This window comes from Rhodococcus sp. 05-2254-5 (assembly GCF_002258575.1).
In the GTDB taxonomy this organism is placed as follows: Bacteria; Actinomycetota; Actinomycetes; order Mycobacteriales; family Mycobacteriaceae; genus Rhodococcoides; species Rhodococcoides fascians.
The window spans coordinates 164707-189674 of record NZ_NOZG01000023.1; the positions used below are offsets into that span (position 1 = coordinate 164707).

Below are 24968 nucleotides of genomic sequence, written 5' to 3' on the forward strand. Positions count from 1 at the left end.
GCCGTCGAACCAGGACCGAGCCCGAGAATCAGGGCCTCGAAATCAGAGCCTCGAAATCAGAGCCTGGAACTGGGGGGCCCGAACTACGGACCGAAGCGAATGACGCGACGGGCCGCGAATTCGCGGAAGTAGTCCAACTTGTTGGTCGGCACCAGCGCGGGGAGCAGGTAGTACCAGAGTCGCTCCATCCGCGAGGGCAGTTCCTCGGTGGTGGAGGTGGCGACGGCGACCATGTGAACGCCGGTGAGGATTTCGAGCACGAGCGAACCGATGGTGCTCGGATCCGAACTGGGGTCGATGTCACCCTGTGCGATGGCCTTGGCGGCGAGCTTGTCGAACGCGACGCTCCAGCCGGCCATGACGTTGCCCTCGGTGCCGCGGTAATCACCGATCTGATGGCTCAGACGCAGCATCGCCGACACCATCGGGTCGGTGACGGAGAGGTCGACGACGATGTAGGAGATCCCGATCGCAGCTTCCAGGGCCGGGATGCGCCCGTCGTTGAACTGCATGCAAGCCGTGCTCAGACGCGCATTGCCCTCGTCGATGACCGCACGTGCGAGTTCTTCCTTCGAGCCGAAATGGAAGTACAACGCGCCCTTGGTGACCTGGGACTGAGAGATGATTTCACTGAGGCTTGCGTTCGCGTACCCGAGGCGCAGGAAGACATTCGCTGCGCCTGCAAGCACGGTGTCGCGAGTGATCTCAGCGCGAGCCTGCCTGACCATAGGATCCGCCTCTGCGATTGAACTTCCACTGCGCAAATTACGCCCGAACGGTACCACTGAGCAGCTTTACGTTTGACGCCAACATGCATCGGTCCGGATGACAATCGCCCCTGATGTGTTGCGGCCCTCCCGCCCGACAAAGGGGACGATACCCCCTTTTTTCCTCGGTGAGAGCCGAAACAGAGTTGTCATTCCTCGGCCAGTCGAGGGTCCGCCTCCAGATTCGTCAGCCCGTTCCAGCACAGGTTCACCACGTGGGCCGCAACCACTTCCTTGGGCGGCGTTCGCACGTCGAGCCACCACTGGGCCGTCATCGACACCATGCCGACCAACGCCTGCGCATACATCGGCGCGAATTCCGGATCCAGACCGCGCCGGGAGAAATCCCCCGCGAGCATGTGCCCGACGCGTCCCACGGCCTCGTTGAGGAGAGACGAGTACTTGCCGTCCTCGGCCGATGCCGGCGAATCGCGGACCAGAATGCGGAATCCGTCGGTGCGCTCCTCGATGTACGTCAGCAGGGCGAGCGCGACTCGTTCGACCCGAATACGCGACCGGTTGAGTTCGAGTGAACTGGTGATCATGCCCAGCAGCGTCGACATCTCGCGATCCACGATGACGGCATAGAGGCCTTCCTTGCCCCCGAAGTGTTCGTAGACCACCGGTTTGGACACGTTCGCGCGTCCGGCGATCTCCTCCACCGACGCCGCCTCGTACCCACGCTCGGCGAACAGCGTGCGCCCCACCTCGATCAACTGCTCGCGTCTCTGTGTCCCCGTCATGCGGACACGAGGTGTGCGTTCCTGCTCGGAGGCTGCGCCTGTCATCGAAAACCGCTTCCGTCACCGACCGTGGGCAATTCGGACGTCGAATCGACGCCTACTACAGACTAACGATGCCCGATCCATCCGTTTTTCCTGTCGCAGGGGCCGCGCCGGAACGACGCAAGTGGTCTGTTATGCGTCGCGGTTCGACTCACCGCCACCTCTCATGCGAGGATCGGTGCGCTCAGTGGGAGCGCAGCGGCTAACGAAGGCGTCGTTCGATTCGTCGGCCACTGCTGCCACCGCTGGTCGATTATCCGCCGTGGTGTAATGGCAGCACCTCTGATTTTGGTTCAGATAGTTCAGGTTCGAGTCCTGGCGGCGGAGCGAGCAAGACCATTCGTGCATGCCCGTTTCGCGTCATCGCCCCGAGGAGCTCAATGCCTGTGCAGACCGCCGTGGTCGTTCTCGCTGCGGGTGCAGGTACCCGAATGCGGTCCAAGACTCCGAAAGTTCTGCATCCCCTGGCCGGCCGCACCATGCTCGCCCATGCGCTGCACGCCGCCGCCGATCTTGGTCCGGACCACCTGGTCACCGTCGTCGGCCACGATCGCGAACGGGTGAGCGCCGCAGTTCACGATCTGGCCGCCACGTTCGGCCGCACCATCCACACCGCAGTGCAGGACCGACAGCTCGGTACCGGGCACGCCGTCCAGTGCGGCCTTGCGGCGCTACCGGATGACTTCGAGGGCACCGTCCTCGTCACTGCCGCCGACGTCCCGCTGCTCGACGGCCATACCCTCAAAGCTCTGCTCGACGAGCACCTGAGCGCTCCCCGCCCGGCGGCGGCGACGGTACTGACCTTCCTCCCCGAGGATGTCAACGGCTACGGCCGCATCGTGCGTACGAACGACGGCGAGGTGGCCGAGATCGTCGAACATGCCGACGCCACCCCCGCTCAGGTCCTCATCGGTGAGGTCAACTCCGGCGTCTACGCATTCGACGCGGTCGCTCTGCGCACGGCATTGGGCAAGCTCAGCACCGCCAATGCGCAGCACGAGCTGTACCTGACCGACGTCGTCAAGATCAGCAAGGCCGACGGCAAGGCCGTCTACGGCACCCAGCTCGCCGATCCGGACCTGGTGGTGGGCGTCAACGATCGCGTTCAGCTGGCGCACGTCACGTCCGTGCTCAACCGCCACATCATCGAACGGCACATGCGCGCAGGCGTGACCGTCGTCGATCCCGCGACCACCTGGATCGACATCGATGTCACCCTCGGCGCGGACGTACGCATCGAACCCGGCGTCCAACTGCACGGCAAGACGCACATCGCCGACGACGCGGTCGTCGGTCCCGACTCGACACTGCGGGACGTCGAGATCGGCGAGCGCGCGTCGGTCGTCCGTACCCACGCCGAGCAGGCCGTCATCGGACCGGATGCGACAGTCGGGCCGTTCACCTACCTGCGTCCTGGAACTGTCCTCGGCACGGGCGGCAAACTCGGTGCCTACGTGGAGACGAAGAACGCGACGATCGGCAACCACGCCAAGGTCCCGCACCTCACCTACGTCGGCGACGCCACGATCGGGGAGCACAGCAACATCGGCTGCTCCAACGTCTTCGCCAACTACGACGGCGTCAACAAGAGCCGCACGGAAATCGGATCCCACGTACGCACAGGATCCGACTCGACGTTCGTCGCCCCTGTGCACGTGGGCGACGGCGCTTACACCGGTGCAGGAACAGTGGTTCGGGACGATGTTCCTCCCGGCGCACTGGCCGTGTCCGGTGGCAAGCAACGCAATATCGAAGGCTGGGTCGTTCACAACAGACCCGGAACCGAAGCTGCACAGGCAGCGGCGCGCGCAGATCGTGCTCGGCAAGAACTAAAGGACGGCGAAAAGCAGTGACCACCCCTAATTGGATCGACAACCAGAAGAACCTCATGTTGTTCTCTGGCCGAGCACATCCGGAGTTGGCCGAGCAGGTCGCCAAGGAACTCGGAATCGACGTCACCCCGCAGACGGCACGTGACTTCGCCAACGGCGAGATCTTCGTGCGCTTCGAGGAGTCGGTCCGCGGATCGGACGCATTCGTTCTGCAGTCGCACCCGTTCCCGCTGAACACCTGGCTGATGGAACAGCTCATCATGATCGACGCACTCAAGCGTGGATCCGCCAAGCGCATCACCGCGATCCTCCCGTTCTACCCGTACGCACGCCAAGACAAGAAGCACCGCGGCCGCGAGCCGATCTCCGCTCGCCTCGTCGCCGATCTGCTCAAGACCGCCGGTGCCGACCGCATCATCACCGTCGATCTGCACACCGACCAGATCCAGGGCTTCTTCGACGGTCCCGTCGACCACATGCATGCACACAGCCAGCTCGCCGATCACATCCGCGGCAAGTACAGCCTCGAACACATCACCGTTGTCTCCCCCGACTCCGGCCGCGTGCGCGTGGCCGAAAAGTGGGCCGACTCGTTCGGCGGCGCACCGCTCGCCTTCATCCACAAGACGCGTGATCCCCTGGTGCCCAACCAGGTCAAGTCCAACCGCGTCGTCGGCGAGGTCGAAGGCCGCACCTGCATCCTCATCGACGACATGATCGACACCGGCGGCACCATCGCAGGCGCAGTCAAGGTCCTCAAAGAAGCCGGAGCGGGTGACGTCGTCATCGCCGCAACCCACGGCGTGCTGTCCAACCCGGCCGCCGAGCGCCTCGCCAACTGCGGTGCCAAGGAAGTCGTCGTCACCAACACCCTGCCGATCAGCGACGAGAAGCGCTTCGACACGCTGACCGAACTCTCGATCGCACCGCTGCTCGCCCGCACCATCCGCGAGGTCTTCGAAAACGGTTCGGTCACCAGCCTTTTCAACGGCAGCGCGTAACAGTAGGTCTGTTTCACTCGATCCGAAACCCGCTCCGCCCGCTCCCCACCTGCATTGCATGAACTACGTCACGCCCGTGGCCGGAATATGCAGCTCGCGAGACGGGGGCGTGCGGGGCGGGTTTTGTTGTCACCTAAGATGACTCGTCGTGATCGACGCACATTCTCTCAACGCCCCGGCCGGAACTACTACCGTCAGAATCGCTCGATGGACGCCGGGCGGGTGCGTCTGGTGCGGCAGCACCGACAGCGTCGAAACCTTCCGTAACGAGCCGCGGTGCGGCCTGTGCCGAGAGAAGGAAGCCGTCATCGACGAGGCGAAGCACTTCATCGGCATGTACGGCCTGCGGCCTCTCGGTGGCACGCTCGCGTCCGACGACGAGGAGGAGCGCGAGTACCGCGTCACCGCCCGCGATGCGCGTGAGGTGCTCAACCGCATTCGACTCGAGAAGCTCCCCGACCCGGCCGCGGTCCGCAAAGCGTTGCGGCCCAGAGCCGCTGCTGCAGTGAACGCAGCGGCGTCTTCGTCGGCGACGACGTCGGGGTCTGCTCCGGCGAAGGCACCCACCAAGAAGTCGCAGGCCGGTGTCACCGGGATCGACGCGATCGAACTGCAGTCGCGGGTGGAGAAGTTGCTGACTCAACTCACCTCGGTGGACGAACAGATCAGCGCACTGGACGGCGCGCAGGGCCTACCGGCACGCGCACGTATGAAGGATCTCGAGAAGCAGCGGACGACCGTTCTGACGACGCTGGCCGCCCTCGAGAAGGCGCGTCGCCGCACCAACTGATGCACGTAGTCTGATCGAGTGCTGCGCAAGCTATCGATCTCACGGCAGGTACTCGACGCCGCGTACGCGGTCGTGTTCGTCCTGCTGCTGCTGGCGTCCACCGTGAACGGAGTCGCCGGCACCGCAGGTGTGGGCATTCTGGTCGGGTTCGGCGTTGCACTGGCCATCCGACGCCGATCTCCACGATGGTCCTTGGCGCTCGCCTGGGTGCTGGCTGTCGTGCAGATGGTCACCGGAGTGCTGCCGCTGTCTGCCGACACTGCGATCTTCGCAATTCTGTATTGCACGGCCGCGTACGGCGACAACGTGGTTCGACGCCTCGGGCTCGCGTCCGCCGTCGGCGGCGGAGTGATCGCAGCGGTGTATCTGGCGTATGTGGACGGCAATCCGTTCGGCCCACCCACGGAAGAGGGCTTTCAGGAACCCCGACTCCTACAGTTCGCTTTCCTCCTCGCGGGCCTGTGGGCGATACTCGGGTTGTCCTGGGCCTTGGGTCGCTTGGCCTACGCGCGGCGCACATCGATCGAATCGGCACACGCGCGCGAGCTCGCGGAAGTTCATCAGGCCCGCGCCGAGCACGAGGTGGCAATCGAGCAGGAGCGCAACCGAATTGCTCGCGACATGCACGATATCGTGGCGCATTCGCTGGCCGTGGTGATCGCACAGGCCGACGGCGCGCGGTACGTACGCGCTGTCGATCCCGCCGCGGTGGACACCGCACTGACCACCATCTCCGATACCGCCCGCGCCGCGCTGTCCGATGTACGGGTGCTACTCGGCCAGCTGCGGCACAGCCAAGGCGACCTGCCGAACCCGACATCGGAGGATCTGGATCGACTGCTCGCCTCGATGCGGGCCACCGGTCTGCAGATCGACGCCACCATCGACACCACCGGCTCGTCGTTGGGGGCCGGAGCGCACCTGGCGCTGTACCGCATCGCACAGGAATCGTTGACCAATGCGCTGCGCCACGGCGACCCGGACGAGCCGGTGTCCGTCACCATCGAATCCGATTCTGCCGGCGTCGAACTGACGGTCCGCAACAGTGTCCGTCCCGGCCGTTCGGTCACCGAATCCTCCGGCCACGGGGTCGCCGGCATGAAGGAGCGTGCCGGTCTCTCGGGCGGTACGTGCATTGCGTCCGGTGACGACTCGTCGTGGACCGTCACTGCGTGGCTGCCTGCCGCGTCCGAAGCCAGCAAGGGAAAAGTGTCATGAGCGAGCGCATCAGAGTGGCCCTGGTGGACGACCAGCAACTGTTCCGGGCGGGCATTCGTATGCTCATCTCCTCCCAGTCCGACCTCGAGTTCGTCGGGGAAGCCGGGAACGGCGTCGAGGCCGTTGCGCTCGCTGCGTCCGCAACGCCGGACGTGATGCTCATGGACGTGCGGATGCCGGTGCTCGACGGTATCGCCGCCACCGAGCAGATCCTGGCCGCATCCGAGCACCCGCCCCGGATTCTGGTCTTGACGACGTTCGACCTCGACGAGAGCGCTGCACGTGCAATCCGTTCCGGTGCAAGCGGATTCGTCCTCAAGGACGCCGACCCGGAGTTCCTCCTCGCGGCGATCCGCACGGTGCACGCGGGCAACTCGGTCATTGCTGCGTCGGCGACGACCGGCCTGCTCGCGCACTTCACCCCGACTCCCGCTGTACCGAAGGCACCGGCCGAATTCGCCACTCTCACGGCGCGGGAGAAGGAGCTGTTCAGGCTCACCGCACGCGGGTTGAGCAACTCCGAGATCGCCGAGCTGGAGTATCTCAGCGAAGCCACCGTGAAGACACACATCAGCCGCATCTTCGCCAAACTCCACCTGCGTGATCGGGTGCAGTTGGTGGTCTACGCCTTCGAGCACGGACTGACTGGAGACTGACACCGAAGTCATCCTGCAGATGTACGACGCGAAGTCTCGCGCCTGATTACTTCGGTCCGGCGAATTCATAGCGTTGTTGCCATGACGATCACAGCAGGCCCTGTTGCACGGGCATATCAAGTCAGCAAGCATTTCGGCGACTCGTCCAACCCGGTGAGTGCGCTCGACAACGTCTCTCTCGACATTCACGGCGGCCGGTTCACCGCCATCATGGGGCCATCGGGTTCCGGCAAGTCCACCCTCATGCATGTCATGGCAGGGTTGGACACCCCCAGTTCCGGGCAGCTCATGCTGGCCGGAGCCGACATCACGTCGGCGGGCGACGACGCTCTGACGACGTTGCGCCGCAAGCAGGTCGGCTTCATCTTCCAGTCGTTCAATCTCGTTCCGACGCTCGACGTCAGGGGCAACATTCTGCTGCCGTTCGAGCTGGACGGCCGCGCGCCCACCGCCGAGGAGTCGGCCTGGATCGAGCAACTCATCGACACCCTGGGGTTGCAGAGCCGCGTCGGGCACCGACCCCATCAGCTCTCGGGTGGGCAGCAGCAACGCGTCGCGATCGCTCGCGCTCTGGGTACTCGGCCGCAGCTGATCTTCGCCGACGAGCCCACCGGCAACCTCGATTCCGGCACCGGGCGTGAGGTTCTCGGCCTCCTCGCTGCGGCGGTACATCAGTACGGTCAATCCATCGTGATGGTCACCCACGATCCAGTCGCGGCCAGTTACGCCGATCGCATCGTCTTCCTCGCCGACGGCCGCATCGTCGACGAACTGGGACGTTCGACGCCGGAACAGATCTCGAACTACATGCTGGGAATGGAAGGTGTTCTCCGATGAGCGTGTCCACATCTGCTCGGGCGTCTCGGGAACACGGTGCGAGCATTCTGGTGACGGCGCTCGCGTCGTTCTTCGGCGTCGTGCTGATCCAGGCCACTGCGTTTCTGGTCGACATCTTCGACGACGGCAGCGACAGCACCGGAATCGTGGCGTTGTACTGCGTAGCCCTGGTGTTCATCGGCCTTGCCCTGTATGTCGCGGCTGTCGTCACCTCCAACACGTTCGCGACGATCGTGGCCGGCCGCACCCGCACCATCGCGCTGCTCCGCCTACTGGGTGCCCGGGCTCGCGATCTGCGTCGATCGGTCGCCCGGGAAGGCTTCCTCGTCGGGTTGTTCGGTGGCGCAGTCGGTCTGGTGCTCGGTGTCGGTGTCAGTCACCTGGCCCGCGCCGTCGCGGTATCGGCCCGCCAATTGCCGGACGTGCAGTACACGTCCGTACAACCGCTCGTGGTCCTTCCCGTCGTCACCGTGGTTCTGACGACGACGCTGGCGTCGTACGTCGGATCACGGAAAGTTCTGGACGTCACTCCGATTCAGGCGACCGGCGGTGCCGTCGACACCGGGATCGAGACCCCACGGTCGAGGCGGGTACGGACGGTGTTGTCGATCGTGCTCATCGCGGGCGGTGTCGTGCTGCTCGGCCTCGGTGTGCTGATCGGGATGGTCAACCCCGGCGGAGTACTGGTCGCGTTCTTCGGCGGTGTGGCATCGTTCACCGGCATCATGGTGGGTGCGTACCGCATCCTGCCCGGCGTGCTCCGACTCGTCGGAAGAATGGCGGGCCGAGGGCCGGCCGCACGATTGGCGTCCGCCAACGCAATTCGCTATCCGGATCGCAGCACCCGCACTGCAGTGGGCCTGCTCATCGGGGTGACCTTGGTGGTCACCTTCGCAGTCGCGATGTACAGCTATCGATCGATGCTCGTCGACGAGTACGACGAGGAGACCATCGGTCAAGTGCTGACGGTAACCGTCGGAATCATGACCGGCCTCATCGGTTTCTCCGCCGTCATCGCCGCGGTCGGCATGGTGAACAACCTGCTGCTGAGCATTCTGCAACGTACCCGAGAAATCGGTCTGTTGCGCGCACTCGGATTCACCCGCAAGCAGATTCGTTCCATGATCGTCTCGGAGAGCACCCAGATGGTGGTCGCGTCGATGGGCTTCGGGCTGATCCTCGGAATCGGATACGGTTGGGCCGCAGCACAATCGTTGCTGGGTTCACTGAGCGGCGGCGGCGTGTCTGCTCCGACACTCCCCTGGGCCGTCATCGCAGGCACGGTACTGTGCGGCGGGTTGCTGGCGCTCGGAGCATCGTTGGCACCGGCGCGGCGGGCGAACAAGATCTCGCCGGTACTTGCGTTGGCGGACACCTGACCTCGAGGCTTCGGGTTGGCTACCAGGGGCATGGTTGCGCACTACCGACGCCGATCGACGGAATTCCGTCGATCGGCGACCGTAGCGTGCAACCGTGCCCGCTCCGCCGGGCAGTCCTGTGGATAACGTCGTCGAGTTATCCACAATTGCGAGATTGCCACTGTTGCGCGGGCCCGTCAGCCGCAACGGTGTAGCAATGGGGGTTTACACAGTGCAGCAATTGCTCGCATAAGGAATCAGCACGAGCACGATTTCGAGGCGGTCGCGGTCGGGTGAGCTGGTGCGACTGCTGCCGAAGGTCTACGCGACGGAGAAGCCGGACTATTTCGGACTGTGCCTCGGGGCCACCCTGTGGAGACCGGACGCCGCACTGAGTCACGAAAGTGCGGCATGGTTATGGGGACTGATCCAATACGAACCGCGTCTGGTCGACGTCACTGTCGGCCCGACCGGCCAGTCGAGGTCGGTGCCCTGGATCCGAGTTCATCGCCGAGTTCTCGGCGACACCACCACGCGACGCGGCATGCGAGTGGTGTCCCTGGAGCAAACGTTCGTCGATGTCGCGACCTGCTTGTCGACGCCCGATCTCGAGAAGTTCTTCGACAACGCCATAGACAATCAGGTGCCGTGGCGTCGGGTCGCTGAACTGTGTGACACGGCAAAAGGCATGGACGGGATGGCTGCAGTGCGCAAGCAGCTTCGAACCTGTTGCCCGAGAACTCTGTCGGAGCCGGAACGGGTGGTGGCGCGGGCATTGAAAGCTCGCCACTTCACAATGGAGATCAATGCGCGCGTAGGTAGGTTCTACGGCGACCTGGTCGACTTTTCCGCACGAGTCATCGTCGAGATCGACGGACGAGAGTTCCACACGGATCCCGCGACGTTCAACAACGATCGTCGACGCCAGAACGAGTTGGTGCTCGACGGATGGTTGGTGCTGCGATACTCGGCGGCCACAGCACTTGCCGAACTCGATCGCGTCGTGGACGAAATCATCACGGTGGTGCGTCGTCGCCGGAAGTCGGTTGCAGCAACGGGACGTCGACTCCCGTGAATACGCGGCATCGACGGGCAGGGTTGCCCACTACCGACGCCGATCGACGGAATTCCGTCGATCGGCGGTCGTAGCGTGCAGTGGTGCCCGCAATGCCGGCTCTGTCGTTCAGACCCTTCCGGCCAGGATCAGAGCGAAGCGCGAATCTGCGTCGGACCACAGATGGAGGACGTCGAAGCCCGCCATCTTCAATTCACCGGCAATGCCGTCCGGCCGGAACTTCGCGGAGATCTCGGTACGTAGATCTTCTCCGGACTCGAAGTGCACGTGCAGGTCGAGATCCTTCAGATACACCTCTTGCGCGGCTGTGGCCCGCAATCGCATCTCGATCCACTCGTCCTCGGCGTTCCACAGTGCCACGTGCTCGAAGGCCTCGGGTTCGAAATTCGCGCCGAGTCGAGAGTTGAGAACCGACAACACGTTTCGATTGAACTCGGCTGTCACACCGGCTGCGTCGTCGTACGCGGGAACGAGCACGTCCGGATCGATCACCAAGCCCACCCCGAGCAGCAGAAACTCGCCGGGGTCGAGTGCGTCCGCTACGGCCGCCAGGAATTCCTCACGTTCCTGCGGGATGAGGTTCCCCAGAGTGCCGCCGAGGAAGGCGATGGTGCGGCCGGTTCCGGAGGGAAGATTGTGCAGGGTATCGGTGAAATCGCTGACGATGCCGTGCAGTTCCAGCGTCGGGAACTCCTTCGAGATCTGCTCGATAGCACCCTCCAAGGCGGTACTGGACACATCCTGAGGCACATACGTTGTCAGCGAACCGTGTTCGATTCCGGCAGACAACAGCAGCTTGGTCTTCTCCGACGAACCCGAGCCCAGCTCGATCAACATCGACGATTCGGTGGCCCGGGCGATGTCGAGTGCATGCTCCTCGATCAGCGCGCGCTCGGTGCGGGTCGGGTAGTACTCCGGCAGCACCGTGATCTGCTCGAACAGCTCACTGCCGACGGCATCGTAGAAGTACTTGGGCGAGAGCCACTTCGGGTCGGCCGTCAAGCCCTCCCGCACGTCCTTGCGCAATTCGTCCAGCAGCGTCGTGTCGGTCAGATGTACGTCCACCGTGCTCATGACTCTCCTTCATTCTTCCAGGGTCGAAACGGTGACACCGGTCGCTGTCGCGACGACGATGCTGCGGTCGTCGATAGAGATCCATTCGGGATCGTCGTCGACGGGTTCGGAGGCGATCGTGACCGAATCCTCGGTCTGCAGTACCGACAGCGAATGATGCACCGCCGTGGCATACATGGACGTGCCGTCCGAGAGCAGAAAATTCAGGCGCGCCTTGGGCGACCTGGCCAGAACCTCTCGAACCAGCATGCGCAATGCCGACTCGGGATCGTGTGTGCGCAACAGGTGTCGCAACACGATCCACAATCCGGCGGCGTCGGTAGGGGCCGGCAGCATCAACGCATCGGTCGGCGGAATCTCCGACCACAGCTCCGCCAACGATTCCGGCCAACCGAACACGACGCCGTTGTGGCTGAATGCCCATCGCTCGTCGGTGAACGGGGCACAGGCACTGCGTTCGACCGGCATTCCCACGGTGGCCGATCGGACCGCCGCGATCACCGACGTCGACTGCAGTTGCGGCAGAGCATCGTCGATCGCAGGGTCGGTCCAGATGGGCATCGGATTGCGATAGCTGCGTACGGTGTCGTCGCCGTCCCACCAGGCAACGCCGAACCCGTCGGCGTTGATGGTGCCGCCGCCCCGCATGTCGGTGGGCGCGAACGATTGTGTGCGCAGGGAGTTCTCGCCCCGGGTCAGCAGTGACCCGACCGAGGTAGTTGCTCCGAGGTACCCGAGATGACGGCACATTCAGTGCGACTCGACGTCGCGGGCCAACCGGAACCCACTGAAGATCTGCCGACGAATCGGGTGATCCCAATTTCGGAACGTCCCGCGGCAGGCCACCTCGTCGGTGCCGAAAGAGCCGCCACGCAACACCTTGTAATCGCCGCGCAGAAACACCTCCGAGTACTCGGCATACGGGAATGCCTCGAATCCCGGGTACGCCTCGAAACCCGAGGACGTCCACTCCCACACGTCACCGATGAGCTGATGGACCCCGGCCGAGGACACACCCTGCGGATACGCCCCCACATCGGCCGGTTCGAGATGTCGCTGATTCAGATTGGCATGTGCTGCAGTGGGTTCGGCGTCTCCCCAGGGATAGGCGCGGGAGGTGTTCGACGCCGCGTCGTACCGCGCGGCCTTCTCCCATTCCGCTTCCGTCGGTAGCCGCTTGCCTGCCCAGCGCGCGTAGGCGTCGGCCTCGAACCAGCACACGTGCACGACGGGTTGCAGCGGACGCACCGGCCTGCGCACCCCGAAGCTCCGACGCCACCAGGTGCCGTCGGAATCGGACTCCCAGAACTGCGGGGCGGTGAGCTGCGCGTCGACGCGGTGCGCCCACCCCTTCTCCGTCCACAACTCGGGGCGCTCGTAGCCACCGTCGGCGATGAAGTTCATGTACTGCGCGTTGGTGATCGGGGCCCGGTCGATGGCGAAGGTCGGCACGTGCACGGCGTGCGCAGGCCGCTCGTTGTCCAGAGCCCACGGGTCGAGTGACGTTCCCATCGAGAACGGCCCACCGGCAATGATGGCTTCCCCCGCCGCCGGCATCGTGGACGTCGGTGGTGCGGGAGCAGTGAGAACGGCTGGACCGGAACGTAACTGGTGGGTTGCGAGCATGGTTTCGTCGTGCTGCTGCTCGTGCTGGGCGATCATCCCGAACGCGAATCCGTGCTTCTCGACCGGTCGGCCCTCGAACGTGCTGTGCTCCAACACGTCCCAGGCCTTGTCCCGCACGGTATGCACGTAGGCGCGCGCTTCCTCGGGCGTCAGGAGCGGCAGGGACGTTCGCGACGAACGCGAGTGCTTGAACGCGTCGTACAACTCGTCGATGTCCGGCCGCACCGGGTCGCGGCCACCGACATCGCGCACGAGCCAGAGTTCTTCCTGACTGCCGATGTGTGCCAGATCCCAGACCAGTGGACTCATCAACGGCGAATGCTGAGCCATGAGTTCGGTTTCGTCCACGCACTCGGTGAGCGCGGCGCTGCGGGACCGGCTCCGAGTCAGCACGGTCTCGATCCTGGTCCTGAGTTCTTCGGCGCTCACACCGATTCCTTTCGGCTTTGCGATGTCGGCGACACCGCATCGAATTCGTGGGGCGAAATACCGGCGCGACATCTCCGAGATGCCGCACGCAACTGCTGGGAGAACTCTCCTCCCGCGGATGATGCGAGATCGAGCAGTTCGCTTGCGGCCCTACGCAGCTCGCCATCGGCCATACCTGCCCGGGCCGCATCGAGCCACCGACCGGCTGTGCCTGCGCCGAGTTCGGTGGCCTGGGAAACCAGATCGGGAGTGGACAACAGCGCCTCGAACGCGGCGGCCGGTATCACCCATTGACCGTCGGGTTGCGCGTCGAGGTAACGGATTTCGAGGTGGCCGCAGGCTCGGACATGCGGGAACAGCGTCGTCAGGTGGTAATCGAGATCGGCGTAGGTTGCCGGACGACCGACAACGCTCGGATCGTCGAGCCACTGCGCAAAAGTGATGCCGGACGGCGCTTCCCAGTTCTGGGTGGTTCCCCGAATACAGAGGAGCGGAACGTCGAGTGCCCACCGCGCGTAATCGGCAATCGGATCGCCCGTGTTCGGTACCGTGGTCCGGCTGGAATCGAGTTCGAGCCAGGTCCGCATTCGCTGCGATGCCCACGCACCTGTCGGTGCCCCGGCGAGTTCGGGAGAGCGCGCGAACGCGGCGACGAAGGCCGGGCCGATGGCGTGCAGCATTTGCCATCGCGAAGTGACCTCGGCCCGATCACGTCCGGCGTCGACACTGACCTGGGTGGCGGCGGTGTTGCACATCATCAGCTTGCCGAAAGGCCCGATGGTGGTGAAACGGTTTTCCATCGCGCAGTAGCGCGGTAAGACCAGTAGTCGTTCGGGATCTCGCACGGCGTCGGCGGGAACTGCGCTGATGGAGATGCCGTCGCTACCGAGCATGTCGTGCAACAGTCGGGCATCGGCGTCGAGCAACGGTTCGAGCTGGGAAACGGAAATAGAAGGCGAACTGGACAATTCGACTTGGCCGCCCGGTTCGACGGTGACGATACTTCCGCCCGGCAACGTCAGGGCGGGTGACTCGGGAGCGATACTGCGCGGGGAGTGATCACCGAGCGCAGCGGCCAGAGCTGACAGGGAGGGCCGCGAACCGTCGTCGAGGGCGGTGAGCCATTCGAGTTCGGCACCGATGAGCGACGGTGGCCCCAGCTTGAAACACACCTTCGACACGTATGCCTCGATGGCTGGGCGCGTGCTCAGCTCGAGGGACTTCTCGTTGGAGGACACATTTCCTTCTTTCCCACTCACCGCGATCCGACTACGCAATGTACCCAGCTGCCAGGATCGAAAACGCCGAGATCCCGCGTCGTATCGAGGCTACCGATTGTGGAACCCTGATGCCCGAGAGTTCGCTACCGGAAGGACTATCGATGCTCGATCACGACCGCATACGCCGCGACACCCCTGGTGCGTCGGGCCGGGTATTTCTCGACAGCGCCGGCTCCTCGCTGCCGCCCACCGTCGTCGTCGACACCGCGATCGCCCATCTGCGCCGCGAGGCGGAGATCGGCGGGTACCGGGCCGCGAGCGAACGCCTCGACGATCTCGCGGCGGTCAAGGCATCGATCGGAACCCTGATCGGGGCACCGGCGTCGACCATCGCTCTGAGCGATTCCGCGACTCGTGCCTGGACCGACTTCTTCTACTCGGTGCCGTTGTCGGCCGGGGATCGAATCCTGCTGTGCGAGGCCGAATACGCCAGCAACGCCATTTCCGCGCTGCACCGTGCCGAGGTCTCCGGGGCCACGGTCGAGGTGATTCCGAGCGACGCGTCGGGGTGCATCGACATCGACGCCCTCGAACAGATGCTCGACGACCGAGTCCGGGTGGTGTCGGTCGTGCACGCGCCCACCAACGGAGGCTTGATCAACCCGGCCCGCGCGGTGGCCGATCTCGCCCATCGACACGGTGCCCTCGTTCTGCTCGACGCGTGTCAGTCCATCGGCCAGCTGCGGGTTGACGTGGACGAACTCGGCGTCGATGCGCTGTCGGCCACCGGTCGCAAGTGGCTACGCGGGCCCCGAGGTACCGGGTTCCTGTACCTGCGTCCGGAATTGGCCGCGAGCTTGCATCCACCGGCTCTCGATCTGCACAGCGCGCAGTGGGAGGACTCGTCCACCTACCGGATGGCCGATGACGCAACACGTTTCGAGTTCTGGGAATGCGACGTCGCAGCCCGCCTCGCCCTCGGCGCGGCCGTCGACTATCTACTCGAACTGGGCATCGACGACGTCGCGGATGCCATCTCCGAGCGCGCCGAGTACCTACGTGCCGGAATGCGAGGCATTCCCGGGGTCACCGTCCACGATCTCGGTGACCGCAAGAGCGGCATCGTCTCGTTCACCGTGGACGGTGAGGAGCCGGTGGCCGTCCGCGACCGGCTTGCCGACCGAAACGTGACGGTCACGGTGAGCCATCGCGGTTCCACTCGACTGGACATGACGGGCCGGGGACTCGACGCCGTCGTCCGTGCATCTCCGCACTACTTCGTCACCTTCTCCGAACTGGACACGATGCTCGCTGCCCTCGCCGGTGTGTGAGCGGGCTCTACGGTCCGGATGTGCGCTGAGGTAGGCGGCGACCCCGATCCCCGAGACTGCGAGGCCCGCGAAACCGAACCAGGTGACCGCGTCGCCGAACATCACGAAAGCCCAGAGCATCGTCGTCGGCGGTGTCAGGTAGAGCAGCACGCTGGCACGAGTCGGTCCACTGCGGCGCACGACGAACAGGTACGCGCCGTATGCGCCGAAGGTCGACAGCACCACCGTCCACGCCACCGCAGCCCAGAAACCCGTCGTCATCGGCGGTACCGCGTCACCCGCAAGTGCACTCCACGTCATGAAACCGACTGCACTGATGCCACATTGGATGGCCATGGCCAGCGCGATGGGTTCTTTCGGATCCAGTAGCCGTTGCCCGATCGTCCCGGCCGACAGCGCCAGCATGCCCGCGGCGGGCAGCAGGTAGACGGGCCAGGCAAGATCGGCACCGGACAGGTCACCGACGACGACGAGCGTCACTCCGGCGATGCCGACGACGAGGCCGAGAATTCCTCTCGATCCGACGCGTTCGCCGAAGATCCTGCTCGAGGCCAGCGCGACCACCAACGGCTGCAACGCAGCGACCAGGGCGGCGACGCCCGGAGGGACGCCCATGCCGATGCCGGTGATGGTGGCACCGAGGTAGAGGAACTGACAGAAGAGGCCGAGGACTGCGTGGATACGCAGCGCGTGCCACGTCGGGGTGAGTCGTCGCCATCGGCACCACGCGACGAGGAGCACGACTGCCACCAGGTACCTCCAGGCCAGCAGCGTGTGGGCCGGAGCTTCGGCGGTGCCGAATTCTGCTCCGATGAAGCCCGAACTCCACAGAATCACCAGAGCTGTACCGGCGAGAACATCGATGCGTGAAGTCATGAGAGCGATGTAAACATACAGGTCTGTATATTCGCAGTGCACCCCACTCCGACCAGCGCTTCCGAAAGGTCGCCATGCACGACAAGCCACTGACCCCCGCAGCGGAACGAATTCTCGCCGTCGCGAGCGAGCTCTTCTACGACCGCGGAATCCGCGCCGTCGGCGTCGACCTGATCGCCGAGGAAGCCGGCACGACCAAGAAGACCCTGTACGACCGCTTCGGCTCCAAGGACGGCCTGGTGCAGCGCTATCTGAAGCGGCGATACGACCTCTGGTGTGCGCACGTGACGCAGTACGTCGACTCCCTCGACCAGGGTGAGCAGCGTGTACTCGGGGTCTACGACGCACTCGACCTGTGGATGCGCGACAACCATCGCGGCTGCGGATTCGTCAACGCATTCGCCGAGTTCGGCGGCACCGACAGCCCGGTGTTGGCCATCATCGAATCGGAGAAGGCGTGGACGCGATCGCTGTTCGCACGCCTGGCCGCCGATGCCGGATACCCCGATTCAGACGAACTCGGGACTCGATTGTCACTGTTGCACGAAGGTGCGGTGGTCATGGGAACCGCAGGCGGTCGGGACGACGCCATCGCCGTCGCCCGGTCGGTGGCCGCCGAGTTGCTCGCTGCGCTCGCACGTGAGCGGAAGTTCGTAGCAGGGGTCGAACTTCCGCGCACGTGACCTGGTCGTGTATTGTCTTCCAGGTTGTCTCGGCGAGGGTAGATCCGGCTCATCAGGATCCACCGTTATCGACGCGGCTCGGCCCCGTTGGCCGCGCTCGTTCGTGTCCGCCCCGACGAGTTTGACAGTCCGACGAAGTACGCCGCACGAACCACAGATCACAGTTATCAGGAGCATGTAGCACCATGGCATCGAAGGTAAACAACCTCACCGCACAGGTCCGCACCGAATTCGGCAAGGGTGCCGCACGCCGCGCTCGTCGCGACGGCCTCGTTCCCGCCGTTCTGTACGGACACGCAACCGACCCCCAGCACCTGGCACTCGACGCCCGCGCATTCGCTGCCGTGCTGCGTAACGACGGCACCAACGCTGTGCTCACCCTCGACATCGCCGGCAAGTCGCAGCTGGCACTGACCAAGTCGATCGTCGTGCACCCGATCCGTCGCAGCATCGAGCACGCCGACCTCCTCGTCCTGAACAAGGGCGAGCGCGTCACCGTCGAGGTCAACATCATCGTCGAGGGCGACGCCGCACCGGGCACCCTCGTCACCACCGACTCGACCGCCGTCGAGATCGAAGCCGACGCGCTCGAGATCCCGGAGAACTTCGTCGTCTCCGTCGAGGGTGCCGAGATCGGCACGCAGATCACCGCGGCGGACCTGGATCTGCCGTCCGACGTCACCCTCATCTCCGACGGCGAGACCCTCCTGGTCAACGTCGTCGAGGCACCGTCCGAGGAAGACCTCGAGGCCGACGGCGAAGGCACCGAGCCGATCTCCGAGACCGGCGAGGCCGAGACTCAGGAAGAAGCAGCTTCCGAGGACGAAGACAGCTCCGACGAGAGCTGATCCTCTCCCCTACATCTCGAGCGGCGCGCTGTTCTCCTTCGGGAGACGGCGCGCCGTTCGTTTCGAACCATCGATGGAAGAATGACGCCCGTGAGCACCGAAAACGGCCCCGCCCTGATAATCGGGCTCGGCAACCCCGGTCCGCAGTACGACAAGACTCGGCACAACGTGGGCTTCATGGTCGCCGACGCACTCGCCGGACGCGTCGGCTCGTCGTTCTCGTCGCACAAGAAGTCCAATTCCGACATCGTGCAGGCCCGGCTGGACGGCCGTTCGGTCGTCGTCGCGAAGCCGCGAACGTTCATGAACCTCTCGGGCCAGCCGGTGGCGGCACTGGCTCGGTTCTTCTCTGTCGACCCCGCGAACATCGTGGTGGTGCACGACGAACTGGACATCGACTTCGGCGCACTGCGACTCAAGCTCGGCGGCGGTGAGGGCGGGCACAATGGTCTGCGCTCGATTTCTCAGCACCTCGGCACCAAGGACTACCTGCGGGTCCGCGTGGGCGTCGGACGGCCACCGGGACGGATGGATCCGGCGTCGTTCGTGCTCAAGCCCTTCTCGACGCCCGAACGCAAGGACCTCGGCGTCGTGATCGAAGAAGCCGCCGACGCCGCCGAGCTACTGCTGAAGGTCGGTCTCGAGGCGGCCCAGAATAGGGTGCACCCGCGCTGATCAGTTCAGCAGCGACACCGAGTTGGCCCGTCGCAGTTTGCCGCTCGACGTCTTCGGGATGCTGCCCGGCCCCAGGACTGCCACCGTGCGCGGGCGCACTCCTACCTCCGAATGCACCGCGTGGATCACTTCACGCTCGATCCGCTTGACCTCGTCGGGGTTGTCGATATCGTTCGTTTCGACTGCAACAGCGAAGCTTTCGCGTTTGTCGCCGGCGTCGAGGCGGATCGCGACGGCGTTACCGGGCCGAACTCCCGCGACGGTGCCCGCGGCTCGTTCGATGTCGGTGGGATAGATGTTGCGGCCGCCCATGATGATGACGTCCTTGACCCGGCCGCAGACGACCACCAGTTCGTCCTCGGTGATGTAGCCGACGTCGCCGGTATCGAGCCAGCCGTCGGCGTCCTGTGTCGGCACGGGGCCGTCGACGGTGATGTATCCGGGAGTGACGGCCTTGCCGCGGACCTCGATGATGCCGACGCCGCGGGCGGTGAGCACCTGCCCTTCCTTGTCCACGACGCGGCCCTCGAGACCGGGAACGAACTTTCCGAGAGTGGCCAGGGATCGGGTGTTGCCGCGGGTGGACGGGACTGCGCGGCCGAGCGTTTCGAGCAGATCGGCGTCGACCACGTCGATCACCTGTCCTTGACCGGGGTCCGGAATCGACACGGCGAGAGTCGTTTCCGCCATTCCGTACACGGGCGCGAGGGCCGCGGGATCGAGTTTGTACGGCGCACCCGCTTCTGCCAACGCGATCATCGTGTCGGGGTCGACGGGTTCGGCACCGTTCCACGCATAACGCAGTGTGGACAGATCCAGATCCAGATCGTCCTCCGCCTGACGCAGCCGACGGGCCAGCAGTGAATACGCGAAATTGGGTGCAGCAGTGACTGTTCCGCGGTACTTGTCGATGAGCTTGGCCCACAACAGCGGCGAGCGCAGGAAGTCCAACGGAGTGATGCTCACGACCTCGGCACCCACCTGCATCGGTACCGACAGGAAGCCCACCATGCCCATGTCGTGGAAGAGCGGCAACCAACTGACCATGACGTCGGAATTCACGTCGAACTCGATGCGATCGATCATCGCGTACGCATTGACGTAGAAGTTCTCGTGCGTGATGCGCACGGCCTTGGGCGACCCGGTGGAGCCGGACGTGAGCTGCTGCAGCGCGATGTCGGTCTCGGCCGTCGGCACCGGATCGATGTCGCGACCGGACTTCATGTCGTCGATCTTCAGCACGGTGATGCCGCGCTCGACGAGCACCGGCGCGGCGATGTCGAACGGAGCTCCCAGAATCACCGCCTTCGCGTCGATCATCCGGACGACGGTTTCGGTGTCCTCGCCCCAGACGGCCAGATCGGTCCGCGGGGTGGGCTGATGCAACATCGTCACCGACGCTCCGCGCATCCACGTGGCCTGGCAGGCAGGTGCGATGTCGACGGGCTGGCCGGCGAGAATACCGATCGCGTCGCCGTGTTCGACCCCCGCGTCGGCCAACGCGCCCGCCATCCGCCGCGCCTGCTCGTGGATCTCACCCCACGACTGGCGCAACGCCGCCTCGGGCTCGCCGGTGACCAAACCACGTTTGCTGCTGCTTGCGGTCTCGAACATCTCGTCGGTGAACTTGCTCAACGCGTCATCTCCTCGTTCGACGGTCCTTCCGCGTCCCTCACCCTAAGCAATCCCGCGATGACCGGTGACCGTTACCGGCCGCGTATCCTTGACCTTTGCCGTTGCCGTGACTACGAGATAGAGGCCTTCGTGAGTACCCCGCCCAGTTCCCCCGACGTCGATGCAGCACTCGACGGGTCAGGACCGAACTCCGGCCCCGCTCGACACTCGGCCAGGGAACTCGATTTCGAGGTGGCGAGGCGTCGAACATTTGCGGTGATCTCGCACCCCGATGCCGGTAAGTCGACGCTCACCGAGGCCCTCGCCCTGCACGCGCGCGTCATCTCCGAGGCCGGTGCCATTCACGGCAAGGCCGGCCGTCGCTCCACCGTCTCGGACTGGATGGAGATGGAGAAGGCGCGCGGCATTTCGGTGAGTTCGACTGCGCTGCAGTTCAATTACCAGACCTCCCCCGACGCCGAGGTCACCAACGTGATCAACCTCGTCGACACCCCCGGCCACGCCGATTTCTCCGAGGACACCTACCGCGTCCTGACGGCGGTCGACGCGGCCGTCATGCTCATCGACGCCGCGAAGGGCCTCGAGCCGCAGACCCTCAAGCTGTTCCAGGTGTGCCGCCAGTTCGGCATCCCGGTCATCACCGTCATCAACAAGTGGGACCGCCCGGGTCAGTCCCCGCTCGAACTGCTCGACGAGATCGAGTCACGCATCGGCCTGACGCCGACGCCTCTGTACTGGCCCGTCGGCATCGCGGGTGACTTCCGTGGCCTGCTCGATGTGCAGGACGGCAGTTACATCCGCTTCACCCGAACTGCGGGTGGTGCCACGATCGCGCCCGAGGAATTCATGACGGCCGAGGCCGCCGCGCAGCGTGAGGGCGTCGACTGGGACACCGCCGTCGAGGAGAGCGATCTGCTGATCTCGAGCGGCCAGCAACACGACCAGGAGATGTTCCTCGCCGGCCAGACGTCACCGGTGATCTTCGGCTCGGCGATGCTGAACTTCGGCGTGCGCCAGATCCTCGACACCCTGGTGGCGCTGGCCCCCGCACCCGGGCCCCGGGCCGACGTCTCCGACGGGGTGCGCGCGGTGACCGATCCCTTCAGTGCCGTCGTGTTCAAGGTGCAGGCCGGCATGGACACCGCACACCGAGACCGCCTGGCCTTCATGCGCGTCGTTTCGGGCGTGTTCGAGCGCGGCATGGTCGTCACGCACGCACAGACCAAGAAGCCGTTCACCACCAAGTACGCGCTCACCGTCTTCGGGCGTGACCGGACAACGGTCGAGAACGCCTACCCCGGCGACATCGTCGGTCTGGTCAACGCCACCGCGCTCGCGCCCGGCCACACGTTGTACACCGAAGAGAAGGTCGAGTTCCCACCGATTCCGTCGTTCGCACCCGAGCACTTCTCGGCACTGCGCGTCGACAGCGCCGACAAGTACAAGAAGTTCCGCCGAGCCGTCGAACAACTCGACTCCGAAGGCGTGGTTCAGGTGCTGCGCAACGACATTCGCGGCGACGCCTCCCCGGTTCTCGCGGCCGTCGGCCCGATGCAGTTCGAGGTGGTCACCGCACGAATGAAGACCGAATTCGGCGTCGACGCTCGGATGGAACCGTTGGGTTACTCACTTGCTCGGCGCACCGACGCGGCGTCGGCCGTCGAATTGGGCCGCCAGCGGGGCGTCGAGATCTTCACCCGGACCGACGGTGCCCTGCTGGCTCTCGTCAGCGACAAGTGGCGACTGCAGTACATCCAGAAGGAGATGCCCGAGCTCACCCTCGAGCCCCTCGTCGCCGCAGGCGATCAGTAGCCTGTCGCGGTGCTGACAGATCTGCTCGACGCCGAATTCAGCGTGCTGGGCCACCCGGTGCTGTGGCGCGAGGTGATCGGGAACGGCTTCGGACTGCTCTCCGCGGTCGGCGGGATGCGTCGAGTCGTGTGGGCGTGGCCGGTGGGAATCATCGGAAACGCGCTGCTGTTCACCGTCTTCATGGGCGGGGTGTTCCACACTCCGCAGGCGTTGGATCTGTACGGACAAGCCGGACGGCAGCTGATGTTCATTGCCGTCAGCACCTACGGGCTGGCCCGGTGGATGCGCGGCTCGAAGAACTCGGGGGCCGCCGTCGTTCCACGCTGGGGCACTGCTCGTGAGCGACTGGTGATGATCACTGTCGCAGTCGTCGGAACGATCGTGTTCGCGCAGCTGTTCGGGTACCTCGGTTCCTACGGCAAGTGGGCCGATGCGTGGATCTTCACCGGCTCGATGCTGGCGACGTTCGGCATGGCCCGCGGGCTCACCGAATTCTGGCTCATCTGGATCGCGGTGGACATCGTGGGCGTCCCGCTGCTGGTGATCGCCGGTTTCTACCCGTCCGCTGTCCTCTACTTGGTATACGCCGGGTTTGTGACCTGGGGTTTCGTGGTGTGGTTCAGGATTCAGAACAAGCCTTTGGACCAAAAAATGGCGATCTAAACAATCGTGATGCTACTCTCAGGCGGTCCGAACAAACTTCGAGTACGTTTTGGCGTGCTCGACGCCGAGTTGGGCGTCATGTGAGTTCTCCGATCATGGCGTCTCGGCGCGGAACCACCCGAGAATCACGATGAAGTGGAAAACGACATGACTAAGGGAACGAACTACCCATTGGCCGGGATCAAGGTCGGTGGCGCTCCCGCGCATCGTTTGGCGACGCCGCCGAAGTCCGATTCCACTCCGTCCAACGGTGCCCGCACCGACAGTTCGGTAGCTGCACCCGCCGAGAAGGCGGCCGAAACCACCACCGATTTCCCGGCGGCAGTGGTCACGTCCACCGACACGGCATCCGCTCCACAGCCCGCAGCATCAGAGAAGCCCGCCACGGAATCGAACGAGGTTGAAGTGACCACCAGCGATCAGATCTCAGAACACGGCCTGCCCACCAACGGCCGTTCCACCGCTCACGCCTCCAGCGGCAGCACGTCGCCGTCTCTCGGCCGCGGCCAGGCACCCGACCGTCGTACCGCTATGGGCGTCGCCTCGGTTCGTATCGCGGGTCGGCTGACCCAGAACGAACTCGGCAGCCGCACCGGCGACATCCGCACTCCCGACACCTCCGTCGGCCCCGACGAGCTGCTTCAGCTCCTCGGCGAATACCTCGTCTCCGGTGGTCTGCAGAACCCGGAGATTCACGTGCGTTCCAACGGCCAGACCATCGTGCTGGACCTGCAGAACCCCGCCAAGGGTTACCGCTGACCCACTGACGGTCACAGCAGCTGCTGGAAGGCCTCTGGTCGCACCATCTCGAGCACCAGAGGCTTCCACTGCGGCGCGCGGTCCTTGTCGACCAGCACTGCGCGCACACCCTCGGCGAAGTCCGGTTCCGTGATGATCCATGTCGCCAGCCGCAACTCGCGATCGAGGCACTCCCGCAACGTACTGTCCGCAGCCCGCTCGATCAGGGCATCGGTGGCCATCAAGGACGTCGGCGACAGCGTTGCCAACTGAGTCTTGGTCGAGCGAGACCACGCGGTATCGCACTCCAAAGCATCGATGATGTCGACGAGCGACGTCTTCTCGAACACCGTGGCCACCGCCTTCGCGTCGAACGACAATTCCGTCGTCGGCGGCGGGGTCGTGTGTCGGCCGAGCGCTGCACCGAGATCGGTGCCGCCGAGAATGTCGTCCTTCAGCGCCTGGACGGATTCGCTGGGACAGAAATGTGTCGCCAATCCCAGTGTCACAGCGTCGGATCCGGTGATCCGGGTGCCTGTCAGTGCCAAATAGCGTCCGATGTGATCGGGCAACCGGGAAAGGAAGTAGCTCGAGCCCACATCGGGAACGAATCCGATCGCCGTCTCCGGCATCGCCAGAACAGCGTTCTCGGTCACGATCCGCACGCTGCCGTGCACCGAGATTCCCAGCCCTCCCCCGAACGCCGCGGCCTCGATGACCGCCACATACGGCTTGGGGTACGTCGCAATGATCTCGTCGAGGTCGTACTCGGCGGAGAAGTAGCGCGGCCCGGCTTCTCGGTCGCCGTCGATCACGGCCTGCCTGATGGCCTTGATGTCTCCGCCGGCGCAGAACGCGCGCGGCGAACTGCTGGTCACGAGAACCGAACCGACGGTGTCGTCGTCCCGCCACGAATCGAGTGCCGCGCAAATGCCGTGGATCATGGCCTCGTTCAACGAGTTCAGGGCCTCCGGCCGGTTCAGGACGATATGCCCGACACCACCGAGAACCTCGGCTTCGACTACGGCCACTGCGGACT

The 24968-nt window shown here is 64.7% G+C and carries 23 protein-coding genes, 1 tRNA gene and 1 pseudogene; 16 read left to right on the plus strand and 9 right to left on the minus strand.

Going from position 1 to position 24968, the window contains the following annotated elements:
- Positions 1-83 precede the first annotated feature (83 nt).
- Both CH278_RS15385 and CH278_RS15390 read right to left on the minus strand, forming a co-directional pair.
- Positions 84-728, minus strand: a complete 645-nt coding sequence (locus CH278_RS15385) for a ScbR family autoregulator-binding transcription factor (RefSeq protein ID WP_027496103.1) — start codon at positions 726-728, stop codon at positions 84-86.
- A 188-nt stretch (positions 729-916) separates the two neighbouring features.
- The gene (locus CH278_RS15390) at positions 917-1555 is read right to left on the minus strand and encodes a TetR/AcrR family transcriptional regulator (protein WP_032407562.1); all 639 of its coding nucleotides are present in this window, start codon (positions 1553-1555) and stop codon (positions 917-919) included.
- A 253-nt stretch (positions 1556-1808) separates the two neighbouring features.
- Between CH278_RS15390 and CH278_RS15395 the strand changes: the two genes are divergently transcribed.
- From CH278_RS15395 to CH278_RS15435, 9 genes are all read left to right on the plus strand, one after another.
- Positions 1809-1879, plus strand: a tRNA-Gln gene (locus CH278_RS15395).
- Between the two features lie 53 nt (positions 1880-1932).
- Positions 1933-3405 carry a bifunctional UDP-N-acetylglucosamine diphosphorylase/glucosamine-1-phosphate N-acetyltransferase GlmU gene (gene glmU, locus CH278_RS15400; RefSeq protein WP_094622320.1) on the plus strand — a complete coding sequence of 491 codons (1473 nt, stop codon included), beginning with the start codon at positions 1933-1935 and terminating at the stop codon, positions 3403-3405.
- The gene (locus tag CH278_RS15405) at positions 3402-4385 is read left to right on the plus strand and encodes a ribose-phosphate diphosphokinase (protein ID WP_027496100.1); all 984 of its coding nucleotides are present in this window, start codon (positions 3402-3404) and stop codon (positions 4383-4385) included. Before glmU ends, CH278_RS15405 begins: the two co-directional genes overlap by 4 nt.
- Before the next feature lie 148 nt (positions 4386-4533).
- Complete coding sequence (locus tag CH278_RS15410; protein ID WP_027496099.1) at positions 4534-5175, plus strand: hypothetical protein; 642 nt, start codon at positions 4534-4536, stop codon at positions 5173-5175.
- Between the two features lie 18 nt (positions 5176-5193).
- Positions 5194-6393 carry a sensor histidine kinase gene (locus tag CH278_RS15415; RefSeq protein ID WP_094622321.1) on the plus strand — a complete coding sequence of 400 codons (1200 nt, stop codon included), beginning with the start codon at positions 5194-5196 and terminating at the stop codon, positions 6391-6393.
- Positions 6390-7049, plus strand: coding sequence for a response regulator (locus CH278_RS15420; RefSeq protein WP_032364108.1), 660 nt, complete (start codon positions 6390-6392; stop codon positions 7047-7049). The genes CH278_RS15415 and CH278_RS15420 overlap by 4 nt, the downstream gene beginning before the upstream one ends.
- An 81-nt stretch (positions 7050-7130) precedes the next feature.
- Positions 7131-7886, plus strand: a complete 756-nt coding sequence (locus CH278_RS15425) for an ABC transporter ATP-binding protein (protein ID WP_094622322.1) — start codon at positions 7131-7133, stop codon at positions 7884-7886.
- Entirely contained in the window at positions 7883-9265 is a 1383-nt protein-coding gene (locus tag CH278_RS15430) for an ABC transporter permease (RefSeq protein WP_027496095.1), read from the plus strand. Before CH278_RS15425 ends, CH278_RS15430 begins: the two co-directional genes overlap by 4 nt.
- Before the next feature lie 280 nt (positions 9266-9545).
- Positions 9546-10319, plus strand: coding sequence for a DUF559 domain-containing protein (locus CH278_RS15435; RefSeq protein WP_256991788.1), 774 nt, complete (start codon positions 9546-9548; stop codon positions 10317-10319).
- Between the two features lie 108 nt (positions 10320-10427).
- Here the strand turns inward: CH278_RS15435 and egtD are convergent, their stop codons facing one another.
- From egtD to egtA, 4 genes are read right to left on the minus strand one after another with little or no spacing between them, the layout of a single operon-like run.
- A complete protein-coding gene (gene egtD, locus CH278_RS15440; RefSeq protein ID WP_032371208.1) occupies positions 10428-11393 on the minus strand; it encodes an L-histidine N(alpha)-methyltransferase in 966 nt (321 codons plus the stop codon).
- 9 nt (positions 11394-11402) lie between these two features.
- Entirely contained in the window at positions 11403-12143 is a 741-nt protein-coding gene (gene egtC, locus CH278_RS15445) for an ergothioneine biosynthesis protein EgtC (protein ID WP_094622323.1), read from the minus strand.
- Positions 12144-13448: an ergothioneine biosynthesis protein EgtB gene (egtB, locus tag CH278_RS15450; RefSeq protein WP_176457017.1), complete on the minus strand. Its 1305-nt coding sequence runs from the start codon at positions 13446-13448 to the stop codon at positions 12144-12146.
- Positions 13445-14686, minus strand: coding sequence for an ergothioneine biosynthesis glutamate--cysteine ligase EgtA (gene egtA, locus CH278_RS15455; RefSeq protein ID WP_094622325.1), 1242 nt, complete (start codon positions 14684-14686; stop codon positions 13445-13447). The genes egtB and egtA overlap by 4 nt, the downstream gene beginning before the upstream one ends.
- Before the next feature lie 143 nt (positions 14687-14829).
- On the opposite strand from egtA, the gene CH278_RS15460 reads away from it, so the two are divergent.
- On the plus strand, positions 14830-15999 hold the full coding sequence (locus tag CH278_RS15460; protein WP_094622352.1) for an aminotransferase class V-fold PLP-dependent enzyme: 1170 nt from the start codon (positions 14830-14832) through the stop codon (positions 15997-15999).
- A 48-nt stretch (positions 16000-16047) separates the two neighbouring features.
- On the opposite strand, the pseudogene CH278_RS15465 reads toward CH278_RS15460, so the two are convergent.
- Positions 16048-16875 (minus strand): annotated as a pseudogene (locus tag CH278_RS15465) (DMT family transporter); the annotation flags it as partial.
- Between the two features lie 74 nt (positions 16876-16949).
- Between CH278_RS15465 and CH278_RS15470 the strand changes: the two are divergent.
- From CH278_RS15470 to pth, 3 genes are all read left to right on the plus strand, one after another.
- Positions 16950-17558 carry a TetR/AcrR family transcriptional regulator gene (locus CH278_RS15470; protein ID WP_032381753.1) on the plus strand — a complete coding sequence of 203 codons (609 nt, stop codon included), beginning with the start codon at positions 16950-16952 and terminating at the stop codon, positions 17556-17558.
- Positions 17559-17743: 185 nt separating this feature from the next.
- The gene (locus CH278_RS15475) at positions 17744-18406 is read left to right on the plus strand and encodes a 50S ribosomal protein L25/general stress protein Ctc (RefSeq protein ID WP_027496086.1); all 663 of its coding nucleotides are present in this window, start codon (positions 17744-17746) and stop codon (positions 18404-18406) included.
- An 81-nt stretch (positions 18407-18487) separates the two neighbouring features.
- Complete coding sequence (gene pth / locus CH278_RS15480) at positions 18488-19081, plus strand: aminoacyl-tRNA hydrolase (RefSeq protein WP_032364117.1); 594 nt, start codon at positions 18488-18490, stop codon at positions 19079-19081.
- On the opposite strand, the gene CH278_RS15485 is transcribed toward pth, so the two are convergent.
- Positions 19082-20716: a fatty acyl-AMP ligase gene (locus CH278_RS15485; RefSeq protein ID WP_027496084.1), complete on the minus strand. Its 1635-nt coding sequence runs from the start codon at positions 20714-20716 to the stop codon at positions 19082-19084.
- Positions 20717-20845: 129 nt separating this feature from the next.
- Here CH278_RS15485 and CH278_RS15490 point away from each other — a divergent pair, with 129 nt between their 5' ends.
- The 3 genes from CH278_RS15490 (at position 20846) to CH278_RS15500 (ending at position 23950) form a co-directional block, all read left to right on the plus strand.
- Positions 20846-22528, plus strand: a complete 1683-nt coding sequence (locus CH278_RS15490; RefSeq protein ID WP_094622326.1) for a peptide chain release factor 3 — start codon at positions 20846-20848, stop codon at positions 22526-22528.
- Positions 22529-22537: 9 nt separating this feature from the next.
- Positions 22538-23191: a nicotinamide riboside transporter PnuC gene (pnuC, locus tag CH278_RS15495; RefSeq protein ID WP_032371214.1), complete on the plus strand. Its 654-nt coding sequence runs from the start codon at positions 22538-22540 to the stop codon at positions 23189-23191.
- Positions 23192-23338: 147 nt separating this feature from the next.
- Entirely contained in the window at positions 23339-23950 is a 612-nt protein-coding gene (locus CH278_RS15500) for a hypothetical protein (protein WP_027496081.1), read from the plus strand.
- An 11-nt stretch (positions 23951-23961) separates the two neighbouring features.
- Here the strand turns inward: CH278_RS15500 and CH278_RS15505 are convergent, their stop codons facing one another.
- A complete protein-coding gene (locus CH278_RS15505; protein ID WP_094622327.1) occupies positions 23962-24960 on the minus strand; it encodes an enoyl-CoA hydratase/isomerase family protein in 999 nt (332 codons plus the stop codon).
- Positions 24961-24968: the final 8 nt, after the last annotated feature.

Bases quoted from the DNA above. Each gene is read 5' to 3' on its own strand.
- CH278_RS15385 (WP_027496103.1), bottom strand. From the start codon at position 728: ATGGTCAGGCAGGCTCGCGCTGAGATCACTCGCGACACCGTGCTTGCA.
- CH278_RS15390 (WP_032407562.1), bottom strand. From the start codon at position 1,555: ATGACAGGCGCAGCCTCCGAGCAGGAACGCACACCTCGTGTCCGCATG.
- glmU (WP_094622320.1), top strand. From the start codon at position 1,933: ATGCCTGTGCAGACCGCCGTGGTCGTTCTCGCTGCGGGTGCAGGTACC.
- CH278_RS15420 (WP_032364108.1), top strand. From the start codon at position 6,390: ATGAGCGAGCGCATCAGAGTGGCCCTGGTGGACGACCAGCAACTGTTC.
- CH278_RS15425 (WP_094622322.1), top strand. From the start codon at position 7,131: ATGACGATCACAGCAGGCCCTGTTGCACGGGCATATCAAGTCAGCAAG.
- CH278_RS15430 (WP_027496095.1), top strand. From the start codon at position 7,883: ATGAGCGTGTCCACATCTGCTCGGGCGTCTCGGGAACACGGTGCGAGC.
- egtD (WP_032371208.1), bottom strand. From the start codon at position 11,393: ATGAGCACGGTGGACGTACATCTGACCGACACGACGCTGCTGGACGAA.
- egtC (WP_094622323.1), bottom strand. From the start codon at position 12,143: ATGTGCCGTCATCTCGGGTACCTCGGAGCAACTACCTCGGTCGGGTCA.
- CH278_RS15460 (WP_094622352.1), top strand. From the start codon at position 14,830: ATGCTCGATCACGACCGCATACGCCGCGACACCCCTGGTGCGTCGGGC.
- CH278_RS15470 (WP_032381753.1), top strand. From the start codon at position 16,950: ATGCACGACAAGCCACTGACCCCCGCAGCGGAACGAATTCTCGCCGTC.
- CH278_RS15475 (WP_027496086.1), top strand. From the start codon at position 17,744: ATGGCATCGAAGGTAAACAACCTCACCGCACAGGTCCGCACCGAATTC.
- pth (WP_032364117.1), top strand. From the start codon at position 18,488: ATGACGCCCGTGAGCACCGAAAACGGCCCCGCCCTGATAATCGGGCTC.
- CH278_RS15500 (WP_027496081.1), top strand. From the start codon at position 23,339: ATGACTAAGGGAACGAACTACCCATTGGCCGGGATCAAGGTCGGTGGC.